Origin of the sequence: Mucilaginibacter sp. SJ (assembly GCF_028993635.1) — a bacterium.
GTDB lineage: Bacteria > Bacteroidota > Bacteroidia > Sphingobacteriales > Sphingobacteriaceae > Mucilaginibacter.
This window is the reverse complement of sequence record NZ_CP118631.1, coordinates 1,481,573-1,495,775: the sequence shown is the minus strand read 5'-3', so window position 1 is coordinate 1,495,775 and position 14,203 is coordinate 1,481,573. Positions and strand designations below refer to the sequence as shown.

10 protein-coding genes are annotated in these 14,203 nt (G+C 43.2%); 6 read left to right on the top strand and 4 right to left on the bottom strand.

Annotation, left to right across the window (positions count from 1 at the left end):
* The first annotated feature begins 59 nt into the window (after positions 1-59).
* Together MusilaSJ_RS05865 and MusilaSJ_RS05860 are read left to right on the top strand one after the other, a co-directional pair.
* Positions 60-2,270, top strand: coding sequence for a BamB-related PQQ repeat family beta-propellar protein (locus MusilaSJ_RS05865; RefSeq protein ID WP_274989114.1), 2,211 nt, complete (start codon positions 60-62; stop codon positions 2,268-2,270).
* 9 nt (positions 2,271-2,279) lie between these two features.
* Positions 2,280-2,726: a hypothetical protein gene (locus MusilaSJ_RS05860; protein ID WP_274989113.1), complete on the top strand. Its 447-nt coding sequence runs from the start codon at positions 2,280-2,282 to the stop codon at positions 2,724-2,726.
* A gap of 93 nt (positions 2,727-2,819) precedes the next feature.
* Here the strand turns inward: MusilaSJ_RS05860 and MusilaSJ_RS05855 are convergent, their stop codons facing one another.
* Positions 2,820-4,100: a hypothetical protein gene (locus tag MusilaSJ_RS05855; RefSeq protein ID WP_274989112.1), complete on the bottom strand. Its 1,281-nt coding sequence runs from the start codon at positions 4,098-4,100 to the stop codon at positions 2,820-2,822.
* 134 nt (positions 4,101-4,234) lie between these two features.
* Here MusilaSJ_RS05855 and MusilaSJ_RS05850 point away from each other — a divergent pair, with 134 nt between their 5' ends.
* From MusilaSJ_RS05850 to MusilaSJ_RS05835, 4 genes are all read left to right on the top strand, one after another.
* A complete protein-coding gene (locus MusilaSJ_RS05850; protein ID WP_274989111.1) occupies positions 4,235-4,885 on the top strand; it encodes a hypothetical protein in 651 nt (216 codons plus the stop codon).
* 19 nt (positions 4,886-4,904) lie between these two features.
* Positions 4,905-5,552, top strand: a complete 648-nt coding sequence (locus tag MusilaSJ_RS05845) for a LamG-like jellyroll fold domain-containing protein (protein WP_274989110.1) — start codon at positions 4,905-4,907, stop codon at positions 5,550-5,552.
* 217 nt (positions 5,553-5,769) lie between these two features.
* Entirely contained in the window at positions 5,770-6,978 is a 1,209-nt protein-coding gene (locus tag MusilaSJ_RS05840) for a glycoside hydrolase family 88 protein (RefSeq protein ID WP_274989109.1), read from the top strand.
* Positions 6,979-6,993: 15 nt separating this feature from the next.
* Positions 6,994-7,578 carry a TMEM175 family protein gene (locus MusilaSJ_RS05835; protein WP_274989108.1) on the top strand — a complete coding sequence of 195 codons (585 nt, stop codon included), beginning with the start codon at positions 6,994-6,996 and terminating at the stop codon, positions 7,576-7,578.
* A gap of 132 nt (positions 7,579-7,710) precedes the next feature.
* Here the strand turns inward: MusilaSJ_RS05835 and MusilaSJ_RS05830 are convergent, their stop codons facing one another.
* The 3 genes from MusilaSJ_RS05830 to MusilaSJ_RS05820 form a co-directional block, all read right to left on the bottom strand.
* Positions 7,711-9,270 (bottom strand): FG-GAP-like repeat-containing protein, encoded by a 1,560-nt coding sequence (locus MusilaSJ_RS05830; protein WP_274989107.1) that lies wholly within the window; start codon positions 9,268-9,270, stop codon positions 7,711-7,713.
* Between the two features lie 30 nt (positions 9,271-9,300).
* Positions 9,301-10,638, bottom strand: coding sequence for a vanadium-dependent haloperoxidase (locus tag MusilaSJ_RS05825; protein WP_274989106.1), 1,338 nt, complete (start codon positions 10,636-10,638; stop codon positions 9,301-9,303).
* A 112-nt stretch (positions 10,639-10,750) separates the two neighbouring features.
* Positions 10,751-13,978 carry a VCBS repeat-containing protein gene (locus MusilaSJ_RS05820; RefSeq protein ID WP_274989105.1) on the bottom strand — a complete coding sequence of 1,076 codons (3,228 nt, stop codon included), beginning with the start codon at positions 13,976-13,978 and terminating at the stop codon, positions 10,751-10,753.
* Positions 13,979-14,203 lie beyond the last annotated feature (225 nt).

Here is a 14,203-nt window from a genome sequence, read left to right as displayed (position 1 = left end):
TGCATTATGTATGCGGAAATGCATTGGGAACCAATTTTACATCCAATATTACCTGATAAATGATTAACGTCCGACATTTTATAGCCATGTGTTTTGTGGCAGGTATTTATGCGTCCTGCAAAAATCAGCAAGGCAATCAAAACAGTAACTATAGCGGCTGGCCTGCCTATGCGGGTTCAAAGGAAGGTTTACGGTATTCATCCAATGATGAAATTACTTTAAATAATGTAAACAAGCTAAAAGTGATGTGGACTTTTGGCACAGGCGATAAGGACACTGCCAATCGCAGCCAAAATCAATGCAACCCAATTATGGTTGATGGTATTTTGTATGGTACCAGTCCTAAATTGAAGCTGTTTGCGCTGAATGCTGCTACAGGCCTGCAAAAATGGCTGTTTGACCCCGCAAAGGATGATACCACCAATAACGGCGACCCGATGGCTTATTATAAAGTGAGCCGCGGAGTAATATACTGGCAAAATGATAATGGCGGCGAAAAGAGGATTTTCTACAGCGTGGGTGCTAAAACCTGGGCTATTGATGCCGAAAACGGCACTCCGGTGCGCTCATTTGGCAAGGGTGGCTATCTCGACCTTACTAAGAATTTAGACAGGGATACCAAATCATTTGTCGCAGGAACTACGCCCGGCGTGGTTTATAAAGATGTATTGATTGTTGGTGATCGTGTATCGGAATCAGCCGATGCGGCTCCTGGACATGTGCGTGCTTACGATGCACGTACAGGAAAGTTAAAATGGATCTTTCATACCATACCGCATCCCGGCGAAACAGGTTACAGTACCTGGAAAGACACAGCAGCTTATAAGAAATTTGGTGGGGCCAATAATTGGGCGGGTATGGCTTTGGATGAAAAGCGAGGGACTGTGTACATTCCAACCGGCTCGGTAGGCGGTGATTTTTATGGAGGGTTCAGGAAAGGGCAAAACCTGTTTGCCAATTCATTGCTGGCACTTGATGCAGCTACAGGTAAGCTGAAATGGTATTACCAGTTTGTGCATCACGACCTGTGGGACCGTGACCTGCCTGCTAATCCAAACCTGGTAACAATTGTTAAGGAAGGTAAAAAAATTGATGCTGTAACACAAATCACCAAGCATGGTTATGTATTTATGTTCGACAGAACGAATGGTAAACCTATATTCCCGATAGTGGAAACACCTGTCCCAACCAAAGCCCTGCCCGGCGAAGAAGTTTGGCCTACGCAACCCATCCCAGCTTTGCCGAAACCTTTCGCCCGGCAAATGTTTAATCCCGAAGATGTTACCGACCGTACGCCCGAAGTGCACCGGGAAATGATCGCCAAATATAACCAGGTTAAAAACCGGATCATGTTTACCCCGCCAAGCAAGGAGGGAGGGTGGATCTTCCCCGGTTTTGACGGTGGGGGTGAGTGGGGCGGCGCTGCTGTTGATCCTGAAAGTAAGATACTATACGTAAACTGTTCAGAAATGCCATGGGCGCAGGTAATGATCGATGTACCTAAAACCGACACTAACGATCATTCGCCGCAGGCATTGGGACATGTGGTATATAATACGAATTGCATCGGCTGTCACGGTGCCGAACGGAAGGGAAATGGCGCCTCTTATCCATCGTTGGTAAACATCGGCAAAAAGTATACTGCCGATCAGGTGAGCAGTATTATTGCCGCCGGCCGCAATATGATGCCATCATTTAAACAAATTTCGCCTGCGGATAAAAAGAACCTGCTTGCTTTCCTGCTCAATATCCCGGAAACTAAGGCGGCGAAAGAAGTAGCCAAAGAGCCAACCGGCAATCGCGCCGCCAGCTCGGCCTCTGAAAAGAAAATGGTTGACGAAGTACCTTATACCATGAATGGTTATAACCGTTTTTTAGATAAGGATGGCTATCCCGGTATAAAACCGCCGTGGGGTACACTTAACGCTATCGACCTTACATCGGGCAAATTGCTTTGGAAAGTGCCGCTGGGTGAGTATGCTGAGTTAACCAAAAAAGGAATCCCCCTAACCGGCACCGAAAACTATGGCGGGCCGGTGGTGACCAAGGGTGGCCTGGTATTTATTGCAGCAACCAAAGATGAAAAGATCCGTGCGTTTGATAAACGTACCGGCAAAGTGGTTTGGGAAGCTAATTTGCCGGCGGCGGGTTATGCTACCCCGGCAACTTATTCAATTGATGGTAAACAGTACGTAGTTATTGCCTGTGGCGGTGGAAAAATTGGAAGTAAGTCGGGAGATAGTTATGTTTGTTTTGGATTAACCGACTAACACCTCATTATGGATTTATTTGAAGCAGTTTTTGATTTGTACGAACAGATACGGTTAAAAGCCGAAAATGATTTTCAGGATCTGATCAAATGCCAGTACACGCAGCAATGTTATAGCGATAATGGTGCTTTTTGCCTTGTGCTGGAGATCACTGTTTTAAAAAATATCTCCGATGACGATTACGGGCTGGTGTTTGCTATCAACGCTCAAACAGAACCTAACCATCCCGATCATAAGAGCGATACAAATGGCATCTTTTTAATCGCCGATGTACATCATGGCGATAATAAGGTGATCAGTAATTTGGATGAGATTGTTTTTGACCCGCAGAATGAAGATGCTGTTCAGGAAGGTTATGCTAAGATTGAGCAATTTGTTAAACCGTTTATCACGAGCGTGAGTGATCTGCTTGTACAGGGTTATGATATTAAGGTAGAGGATAATTCGGTAAATTAGGGATAATCACCCACATTAAAACAACGTCATTATAAGGTATGAAACAATGACGTTGTTTAAGGTCTTTTAGTTGACGGTCGCGAGCGGCCTTTCCTAAAACTGCTCCTCATAAACCGCTCCTCCCGGCGTTTCCAATTTATATTGCTTAACCTCCCCCGGCCCTTCAAATTCAAAACGGATACCTACAATGCGGCCCATGGTGTGAGCCTGTTTAAATTCAAAGATCTGTTTGTTGTTAAGATATATTTTCAGGTAGTGGTCTTTTACCGAACAACGCAGGTTTTGAAATTGCGACATGTCTGTACCAAAGGCGCTCAGGTCATGGTTTTTTCCATCAACCCATTCTTCACCGGTTAAAATGCCCATATCGGCGATGCATCCTTTGTTTACTATAGGGATCACAATGGCGGTGCCGTTACCTAAAATGGTAAGGTCGGCTTTGGCGCAAGCCGATTGGCCGGGTGTTGAGGTATTGCGCAGGGTGCAATCCATAGTGAAATTATCTGCGTTAATTCCCGGAAATTCGCGAATGTTGGCAAACTTTACCCTGGTATTGTTAAAAACAGGTGTTCCTGATTTTTGCTCCATGACATCTGCTGTAATTCCCATAAAGCCCTGCCCTTTAATTTCTTCCGGCGAAAGATAAACAGGTATCGGTTGGTGATCAAGGATGCCTTTCCAGCCCTTGGTTTTAATAAATACCGATGTTTCCTTCCGCACATGTTTGTCTACAATGAGCTTAGCTATAAAATAACCGGGATCATAATAGATAGAGGTATACTGTTTGCCGTCACCGGGCACCTGTTCGCGGCGATTCGGGTCCCACGATTGCTGAATAAAAACGCTATCCGAATGAAATGCTGAGGCATCATAATTAAATACGACCGAGTTGGGCAAATCGTCAGAAACTTTTTTGCTCGTGAACTTTATTGAGCCGGGATCAATTGGTTTATTGCGCTTGCTGCTCATGAAAAACAATGCACCCAATACCAGCAGCAATGCGCTGCCAAGCCATATATACTGTAAACCGGGTTTGGGAAGAGGAACCACAACTGCGGTATCTGAATCATTTATTTTAACCGGCTGTTCAATTATGCCGTTAACCTGGTGGTGCTGCCTGAAATCGCGCCAGCTGGTGTAGTCGAGGAAACGGGCAAGAGCGTTCAGCGTCGCTGCATTGGGGAAGCTTTCGTAACGCACCTTACCCCAGATCCTTTTCAGGGTTGATACACTGAGCTGTACCCGTGTTTTATCAAAGATCTGCTGGCTGAGTTGCTCAAAATCATCATTGCCCCAAATACTGCTATCGCCCCAGTTTAAAGTTCGCTCGATAAGCTGCCGGCATAGCAAAAGCAATTGTTTTTCCTTTTCCATTTGATCTACAGGTAATAATGTGGTTTAAAAATCCCTAAAATGCTTTGAACAAACTTGAACTTAACTTGAAATACCGCCCGTGCTTTATTTGTAATGACAATTTGCAAGTTTTGATTAAAGTTAAATCAAAACCCATGAACAACAAGATTTTATTGTTTGCCACACTAAGCATGACGCTCGGTAGCGGCTTTTGTTACAGCCAGCAAAAAAAAGTTACATATGATATTAACCAATTGCTGAAGGAAAATAAACTGGTGAAAGCCTATCCCCGCCAAACTGTTAAAGAACTTACCGGCGGCAGTAAACAAGGCCTAACATTAGATGGTATTTTATGGCTTAAGGATGTGGATTTTAAAACAGGTACTATTGATATCGATTTGCGCGGCAGAGATGTTTTTCAGGAAAGCTTTTTAGGCATAGCTTTTCACGGGGTTGATACTACAACCAATGACGTTATTTATTTTCGCCCTTTTAATTTTCAAAGCACAGATACGCTTCGCCGCAAACATACGGTACAATACATTAGCGAGCCGGATTTTCCCTGGGATAAACTCCGTAAGGAACATCCGCTGGTTTATGAAAATGCCGTAAATCCATTTCCTTTGGCCGAGGCCTGGTTTCATGCGCGCATTGTAGTTAATGCCAATGATATTATTGTGTATGTTGACCATTCCGATCAACCATCGCTTACTGTAAAAAAACTGAATAACCGGCAAAACGGGCTCGTTGGCCTTTGGTCGTCCGGCCTGCCGGGCGATTTTGCCAACCTTGTTGTTACTCAATAAGTATAAATCAACCATCATCATGAAAAAATTAGTCTTAATGTTAACGCTGTTTGCTGCCGTAAAAACACAGGCACAGCAAAAGCACCAGGTTTACAACCTTTCGGTTGTAAACCCTAAACAATGGATCATCCCTAAAAACGATACGCTTGGCTATGAGCTGGGCACTTTCCAGGGGCAAAAGGCGTTGCTCATCAAACGGAAAATCGGCGACTACAAATCTGCCAGTTTAGCGTATAAGCCGGGTTTAAATTTCAAGGATGGGATTATTGAAATGGATGTAGCTTGTGTAAATCCTAAAGGAGGCTTTGTCGGTTTGGCTTTTCATATCCGGGATGCCCATAATTACGAAACAGTTTATTTCAGGCCGGGGGCATCTGGTACCATTAATGCCATCCAGTACATGCCCGAAAAAAAGGCCGAGTTTAACTGGTGGGACTATGAGGCAACAAAATACCAGGCTAAAGCCATAATTCCGCAAAATAAATGGTTTCATGTTAAAGTGGTGGTTCGGGGCAGCAAAATGGAGGTGTATGTGGATAATGCCCCGAAGCCGGCTATGGTGTACACCCCGCTTGATCCATCATTGAAAAGCGGTGCGGTAGGTTACTGGCACGGCAACTGCCCCCAGGGTGCTTATAAAAATCTTGTTGTAACGGCTTTTAACTAAGAACTATGGTGAGGGATTTATGCGCTCTCTGTCCGGACTTGCAAAGTTTTTAAACTTCGTAAGTCTTCAACTGCAAAAAATCGCCCTAACTACATCGATGTAGTAGAAATATATAGTCAAATGGCTGTCCGGTGCTTGTTTTTATTGAACCAAAATCTGCACTTTTATAACTTGAAATGTGCCCTGCATAAGCACTTTAACCAGTTATTTATAGTCTATGAAATTTAAACACCTGTACAAATCAACAATTACTGCATGTTTATTAGCGCTGAGCCTCAATTCTTTTTCGCAAAATAGTTTTAAACCCCAAAAGGCTGTATTGGCAATCATCAAAAAAAACTTTGCTGATGCGGATGTACAATATAAGTACATGGCCAAACAATTTGGACCTGAGCAGTTCCCAAAAACGTATCACCCTACTACCGACAAGTTTGAAACAAGCAATAGCAGCTGGTGGTGCAGTGGTTTTTATTCAGGTACATTACTAAATCTATATCAGCAAACTAAAGATGCTGAGCTGCTTAACCAGGCTAATGAAAACTTGAAAGGCCTCGAAAAAGAACAATATAATAAAGGGACGCATGACCTCGGCTTTATGATGTATTGCAGCTTCGGTACAGCAAACCATCTTGAGCCGAAACCTGAGTACAAAGAAATTCTGATTAATAGTGCCAAATCACTTTCAACCAGGTTTAACCCAACGGTTGGCTGTATCCGTTCATGGAATTCAAAGGCTAATGATTTTTTGGTGATCATTGACAATATGATGAACCTTGAACTCTTGTTTTATGCTACCAAGGCAACCGGCGATTCGAGTTTTTATAAAATAGCGGTTACCCATGCTAACACCACTATGAAAAACCACTTCCGCCCAGATTTTAGCTCGTATCACGTAATTAATTACGATGAACAAACAGGAGCCGTAAAGGAAAAGAAAACCGCGCAAGGCTTTGCTAATGAGTCGGCATGGGCAAGGGGACAATCATGGGGCTTATATGGCTATACAGTTATGTACCGCGAAACTAAGGATAAAAAATACCTTGAGCAGGCAAAAAATATAGCTCATTTTATATTGACAAATCCAAACCTGCCTGCCGATAAAATACCTTACTGGGATTATAATGCACCAAACATCCCCAATGCGTTGCGCGATGCTTCTGCGGCATCAGTTATGGCCTCGGCCTTGCTTGAACTTTGCCGTTATGTTGATAAAAAGGATGGCCGGGAGTATTTTAATACAGCTCAAACCATTATAAAAAACCTGTCGGCACCAGCATATAAAGCAGATTTGAACACCAATGGCGGGTTCATTTTGAAACACAGTGTAGGCCATTTTCCGGCAGGTACCGAAGTTGACGTACCTTTAACTTATGCCGATTATTACTTTGTTGAGGCTATGCAGCGTTATAAGGCTTTTGCCAAATAATGCTATATTTAGCCCATGGCATTAGGTAAAGGCAGACTGGAAGCATTTAGTGATGGCGTAATAGCCATCATTATTACCATTATGGTATTAGAGTTGAAGGTTCCGCACGGTGAAAGCCTGGAGGATTTGAAGCCGCTTATCCCTGTTTTTCTAAGTTACCTGCTCAGCTTTGTTTATGTGGGTATTTACTGGAATAATCATCACCATACGATGCAGGCTGTACGGTCGGTAAATGGTAAAATATTGTGGGCTAATTTGCATCTGCTGTTCTGGTTATCGCTCATACCCTTTGTAACCAGTTGGATGGGAGAGACCCACCTCACCCAATGGCCGGTTTTCTTTTATGGTGTGGTGCTCATCATGAATGGTATTGCCTATCGCATCCTGGCCTTAATGCTCATTAAACATCATGGAGAAGACTCTTTGATAGCAAAGGCCTTCGGAAATGATTTTAAGGGGAAAGTTTCTGTGATACTATATGCGGCTGCTATTTTATGTACCTGGTTAAACCCAACTATAAGCGTTGTAATTTATGTACTGGTAGCAGGCAGTTGGTTTATACCCGATAAGCGTTTTGAACGCCTTCTCGAATCGCAATAGTTTTACAGGTTGTGAATATATGCCAACATCAGCCCAACAGAAAATTGTGAGGCTTTGGTACATCCCGGATCGGCACCTAAATAATTTGCTACATTAGAGTTATCGTCTTACAGCGACGTTTATTTTTACGGCTTACTTCTTTGGCTGGTATAGCTGGTTGTAAAAGATGCTCAATCCGTACCTTGCCGATTTCCATTTTTCGTCAAGTGCTGCCGGAACCGGGCCGGGGCTTTGGGCAAAGTTGCCGGTAATGATGTCCATATCACCATCGCCATCGATATCGGCTTTCTCAAGAGTGAGGGTTTTGATCGGTACCTCACTTTTTTGAATGTAAGGTTTAAAGATAAATTGGTCTTTATTAATGTTTTCGAGGTAAACGAATGATTCATCTACCAACTTGCCAAATTCAGGAAAAAAGGAGGTTGCCACAAAATCAATATCGCCGTCCTTGTCAAAATCTTCAGCCAAAACCCTGGTTACGCCATATATCGGGTAAAAGAATTTTTCTTTAAAAACATCGGCGCCCTGGTTTATGTGCAGCCTGATGCCATGATATGCCTTCAGAATATTGGAGTAATCGGCATTATCGCCATGTACTGTTACAATATCAGTAAGCCCATCATTGTTATAATCAACCAGGGCCATATCTGTAGTACCGTAATCAGGCGGGAAACGTAACACACGTTTAGTTTTAAATTTAAGATTGTCCTTTTGATAAAATATATAAACGCTCTCGTCCCCCTGCGAAAACATAGCCACAATGTCTTTCTTGCCATCGCCATTCATATCTTTTATATAGCACTTGATAGCGCCGGGCAAGGGCAATAAGACATCTTCAATGTATTTACCGGCTTTGTTCTTTTTAAAGAGCGATAAGCTTCCCAATTTATTGCCAAAGTTACATACCACAATTTCGGATGTACCGTCATTATTAAGGTCGTTAATTTTGATACATACCGGGCGGTGCAATTGCGTAAGGATAGGAGCAACACCGGTATCCGCCAGCTGAGCGTATGAGCCGGTGCTGAGTTCGGTAGGGTATAGTTTACCTATCTGGGTAAAGTATGTGTTATTCATATAAAAATTGAAATCAACAACCGGACCCTGACTTTTTATGGTTTTTATTACCCCTTTATTATATTGCCAGTTTAGCACCTGGTTGTAAAAATTACCTATCCAAAGGGTTTTGGTTGTGCCGTTATATTTAAGCCCGGTGATGAGTGAGGGGGCCTTATTATCAATCTGTACATCTTGTCGTACAAATTGGGTAAGCGGACTGTTCCGGGTGAGGCGTTTTTCATCAGTACTTACGCTATCAGGAGCATTACTGATAATATAATCCCTGATCTTAACCCATTCAGCATCAGTGCAAACCGGTCCTTCAGGAATAATGTTGTGTTTTTTAACAATGGCTTGCTCTTCATCGGATAATCCCTTGAACGGATCGTAATTGGGATAAATGATTCCCATACGGGCAGCCATAACCGGAAGCACATGGCCTGTCCAGATCTCTTTGGTAAGACCGGCCGGATCGGGTGCTAAATGGCAAACTGTACAATGGCGTAAAAACAACACGCGACCTTCTTCATCCATTGCCACAGCAGCGGACTTTGTTTTTACAGTGAATGAATTAAGTCCAAGGAGCCCGGTAATGATGAAAAGTAATAATAAAACCGTTCCCCTGGTGCGCATAATTAAAAGCTGTTTGCTTTTAACTACGTTCTAATTACCCAAATAGTTTACTCCGGCTGCTTTTAATTTTTTTATAACCGCTGCTGCCACATCGCGCCCCTGCTGATTGCCGTTAACAATGGCATCATTAAAATGAATACCGCCATAAAAGCGCGACAAAGAAGCTTCTTCAGCCGCCTGCTTAAATGATTTGAAATCGCGGGGGCCAACACCGTAGGGGATTTCCGAATCATCTGTGTAAGCAAAATTATCACCCAACAGATAACTTAATACTCCGGCCGACGAATTTGACAACACGGCATGGCCGCTTGGATATTCCGGAAATGGCGGGGTTTGCAGCATGGGCACCCATCTAATGTCAATGTATTTGTTGATATAAGTTTCGGGGCGGATGCCGTTACTGCGATATTTTTCGTCCCAACAACTGATAAATGCATCCATTTCGGTCATGGCAACCAGTGTTGCTACCTGTATCGATTTATCAAAACTAAGCCCGGCTTTTTTTACGGCAATACCAACAATGTTCATCCAGTGTCCACCCGGACTTATTTTTTTAAAACCGATCATCATGTGCCCTGATGTGGTAACCGCAAAGGGGTTGCAATCCCAAAAGTTGGCAATCATAATTTGCTCGGCTGACATGTTTTTGGATACCTGGTAAACTGCATATGCTTCCTTGTAAAAGTCGCTTGTGCTGTCAGTGCTGAATACGGCAGGCCTAACAGGCACAAACTGGTCGGACGAGTCGATAAACATTGGCCGAATAGTTTTCCAGTTAGGCTCAACGGCCTCCATGTACATTGGCGGGGTTGGGAACCAGTTTTTACCGCCTTTTATAGGTGAATACCTGAGCCGACCGCTCAGCTTGTTGTAATTATCGGATTTGGAATAATTGACAACCTTGGCAGTCATTTCGGTGGCAGCAGCTATCGATTGTTTGATCACATCTTCGGTTACGCCGTTATCTTTAAGAAGGGTTACATATTTATCCTCATCATCCTGCAGCATAAAACCCGATGGGAGCATCTGCTTTCCTGTTTCCAGTATACAATACATAGCGGCTATACGATAATCATACTTATCAGCCGGGATGCTGATCTGGTTATCTTGTGTGTAACTTTTGATGAAATTGCCAACCGGTATTGTCTGTTTATTGTTGAGGCTAACCAAATTATAAGCCCCCAGGGTTACATAAGCATAATAGCGGGAGGCAGCGGGTGGGTTTACCACATCATGGATCATAACCGCCGAAATAGCGTTTACAGCCTGATCGATATGCAAGTACGGAAGAATGTTTTTTTTATTCTTTTGCGCATAAGCTGTTGTGCTTATCAGCGCTAAAAACAATATGGATATTTGTTTGATCATCTGTTTTAATTTTAGTTTCGAGTCCCAAGCCTTAAGTAAGAAGCCAGTAGTTCCCTAAAACACTAATGCCCCTCGATTCCAGACTTTAGACTTCTTACTTAAGGCTCAAGGCTTAGTATTTATAAAACTGCAAAGCCTGGCCCGATGCACCTATCATTACATAATTTGCGCCGTTTATTTTTATTTCCGTGGCCGATTTTACGTCACCGTTTACTGATAGCCCTGCAACCGATTGGCTTTGGTAGGTGAAATTACCTTTCCCGTCGCCGGTAAGCAGGCAGCCATAATTTGCGTCAAAGCTTCCCAATTTCAGGCGGTTATCTGAATGGTTGCCCAGCAGCAGGAAGTCTGTTTTACCGTCATGATTAAAATCGCCGGTGAGGATCTCTGATACCGATGAATATTGGGCCTGCAACGGCAGCTCAGCTTTTACAAACTTTCCACCACGGTTCATGAACAGGCATGTTGCAACCTCATTAGCTGTAAGCTTAGTAGCTTTAGCAAGCTCTTCGGGCGTGAAAATATCTTTCATGGTAGCATCACAATAAGCTTTATATGAAGCGAACCTTTTACGCATCGGGTAAATCTGGTCGTTCAGTTCGTCGCGGCTTACAAAAGGGTAGCTTACGCCCTGTATATAAAAGTTAAAAAACGGATCGATTGAGCCGTTGCCGTCAAAGTCGGCAAAATACATTTCGGCTGGTTCCGTTTGGCTGGCATGGATCTGCGTGTTTTCACCAAGATTGCCTGCTATGATGTCCGGTTTACCATCGCCATCCACATCAGCAATGGTTAGCGTATTCCAGAAACCGGTAACGGAATGATCAAAGTATTTGGCTGTTTCATCAACAAAACCGGCTTTGGTGTTAGTAAAAACCATGATGGGCATAAATTCGCCACATATTACCAGGTCTTTACGGCCATCGCCATTCAAGTCGGCCCATTGAGCATCTTTGATCATACCTATGCCTGTAAATGGTGCATCGGTAATTTCAAAATGACCGCCGCCTGTATTGGTAAGCAGGTAGCTTTTTGGTGCAGATGGATAATAACCCGGTGTAACGTTTGATCCAACAAACAGGTCAGTTTTCCCGTCGTTGTTATAATCACAAGGGCGTACACATGATTTACTGCTGGCGGTTAATATCGGGAGGGAGGTACTTGAAAAGCTGAAATTGCCTTTACCATCGTTCAGATATAGCTTGTCCTGCAGCTCATTGGCGCCGGGTTCTAATAGTGAATAGCCGCCTTTGGCTATGTACAGATCGGGAAAACCATCACCATTGGCGTCAAAAAACGCCGCTGCTGATGTGTTTTCTTTGTTAACATCTGATATTTCCTGATTGGTATAATTACCACCTGCTTTTTGAATAAACATCTTACCCGGTGTGTTCTGATCGCCGGCAATAAATAGATCCTCAAGACCATCTTTGTTTACATCAGCTTTGGCTATCACCGGCCCTGTTTTTGAGCTCATGAACAGCATCAAAGGCTGGCGCTTAAAATCGTTGATGCTGTTTTCGGTATGGGTATAATCAATAACCGGTTTTGCCAAACTAAAAACTGATTTAGTGGTGGTTTTTCCATCAGTTTTAAATATTGGGTTACCTGTTTTATAGGTGACGTTTAAGCGCTGATTAGTTTTAACATTTGTAAGTAATTGCGATGTTTGATCGGGCCAGATAATCCGTACTGAATCTGCCTGCTGCTGATCGCCCAATCCAAAATTTAAAACTGTGGATACGCATGAAAGATATCCCCTGTTAGGGTTAACCTCCTGGTATTGTACTTGTTTACCGCTGTATACAAATACTTTTGAGGCTATGGCGTTAGTATTTCCTTCCGGTTGTTTAAGGTTTATTGCCAGGTAATTCTTTTTGCCGGTTTCCATGGTCATGTTTTGTAATATGGAAGCCTCGCTGTTGATGTTATTGGTAACCAGGTCAAGATCGCCGTCGTTATCAAGGTCGGCATAAACCGAGCCGCTGGAAATGCCACCTTTATTGATCCCCCAGTCCTGTTTTTTATCGGTGAAGGTAAGGTTATGATTATTTTGGTAAATATAGTTTGACAGGGTAGTAGAGGGCATAGCTTTAACCAGGTCCATCAGCAGGAATGGTTCACGGTTCATCGCTTTTTTGAGTTTATAATCGCCCCAGTACCGTAAAAAGTCCTTGTTGGTATAATCGCGGAAGTAACCGTTGGAGATGAAGATGTCTTTGTAGCCGTCGTTGTCAAAATCGGCAATAAGCGGGCACCAGCTCCAGTCAGTATTGGAAACACCTGCCAGCTGACCAATTTCGCTGAATGTGCCATCGCCGTTATTAACCTGAAGCATGTTACGCATGTATTGCTTATAAAGGTTCTGGTTCAGCATCAGCTCAAACGATTCGTAGTTTTCCTGTAGTTGTAACAGCTTTTGACGCCGGTTATCGGGCGGCAGCATATCAAGCGTCATCATATCAGGGAGGCCGTCGTTATTGATATCGGCAATATCAACGCCCATCGAAAACTGCGACAGGTGTTTAAAGCACTTTTTGCTGTCTTCTGTAAAAGTTCCGTTTCCGTTGTTTATATATAGGTAATCGGGTTCGTTGTAATCGTTGGTTACATAAATATCCTGTAAGCCATCTTTGTTCATATCGGCAATGGCAACGCCAAGGCCAAAGGTGAGCGGATTTTGAATGATACCCGCTTTTTTGGATACATCAACAAAATGACCGCCCTGGTTTTCAAAAAGTTTATTGCTGGCCAGTTCGTCGGTTTCGGCTTTGGCCTGCGCAAATTCAAGATTGCTGATCTTTTTTACGTTATGGTTAAGCAGGAACATATCCAGTTTGCCATCGTTATTATAATCAAAAAACACAGCCTGGGTGCTATAACCCGGATCATCAAGGCCGTATTGTTTGGCCATTTCAACAAATTTACTGTTGCCTTTGTTGATGAAAAGCTGGTTGCGGCGTTTGGCATTATCACCAAGGCCGGAGTAACACACATAAATATCCAGGAGACCGTCGCCGTTAACATCAGCCATGGTAACGCCGGTTTTCCAGTCGCCGGGCCTGCCCGCGAGGCCTGCGCCTGCCTGCTGGGTAATGTCTTTAAATTTTAGGTTCCCTAAGTTAAGGTAGAGTTTATTCTGGCCAAGATTGCTGGTAAAAAACAAGTCTTCAAGGCCGTCATTATTGATATCGCCAACGGCAACGCCACCGCCGTTGTACAGGTACTCATATGAAAGTACGTTCAGCTTTTCGTCTTCAACCAAATCATTACGAAATCTAATGCTGGTTTCTTCGGGGGTAAGCAGCTTAAAAAGCGGCTGCTGCGCATTACCGCGCACACTTTGTAATGTAAACAGGATAACAGCACAAAATGTAAAAGTGTTTAACCTTTTAAGTTTAAAATTAAAGAGGGAAGAAGAACAACACATCATCAACAGATTTTATTTTTCCGGGTTGCAGGGGGATTTAAATTTACTTATTTGTATTGATAATTGCCACCGGATTATTAATCCTTTTTGTTGTAAAAACTAAAAAACAAGGCTATGAAGCCATAGCCTTGTTTT

Excerpts from the sequence above, each read along its gene's own strand:
- MusilaSJ_RS05865 (WP_274989114.1), top strand. The coding sequence starts at position 60 with ATGATTAACGTCCGACATTTTATAGCCATGTGTTTTGTGGCAGGTATT.
- MusilaSJ_RS05860 (WP_274989113.1), top strand. The coding sequence starts at position 2,280 with ATGGATTTATTTGAAGCAGTTTTTGATTTGTACGAACAGATACGGTTA.
- MusilaSJ_RS05855 (WP_274989112.1), bottom strand. The coding sequence starts at position 4,100 with ATGGAAAAGGAAAAACAATTGCTTTTGCTATGCCGGCAGCTTATCGAG.
- MusilaSJ_RS05850 (WP_274989111.1), top strand. The coding sequence starts at position 4,235 with ATGAACAACAAGATTTTATTGTTTGCCACACTAAGCATGACGCTCGGT.
- MusilaSJ_RS05845 (WP_274989110.1), top strand. The coding sequence starts at position 4,905 with ATGAAAAAATTAGTCTTAATGTTAACGCTGTTTGCTGCCGTAAAAACA.
- MusilaSJ_RS05840 (WP_274989109.1), top strand. The coding sequence starts at position 5,770 with ATGAAATTTAAACACCTGTACAAATCAACAATTACTGCATGTTTATTA.
- MusilaSJ_RS05835 (WP_274989108.1), top strand. The coding sequence starts at position 6,994 with ATGGCATTAGGTAAAGGCAGACTGGAAGCATTTAGTGATGGCGTAATA.
- MusilaSJ_RS05830 (WP_274989107.1), bottom strand. The coding sequence starts at position 9,270 with ATGCGCACCAGGGGAACGGTTTTATTATTACTTTTCATCATTACCGGG.
- MusilaSJ_RS05825 (WP_274989106.1), bottom strand. The coding sequence starts at position 10,638 with ATGATCAAACAAATATCCATATTGTTTTTAGCGCTGATAAGCACAACA.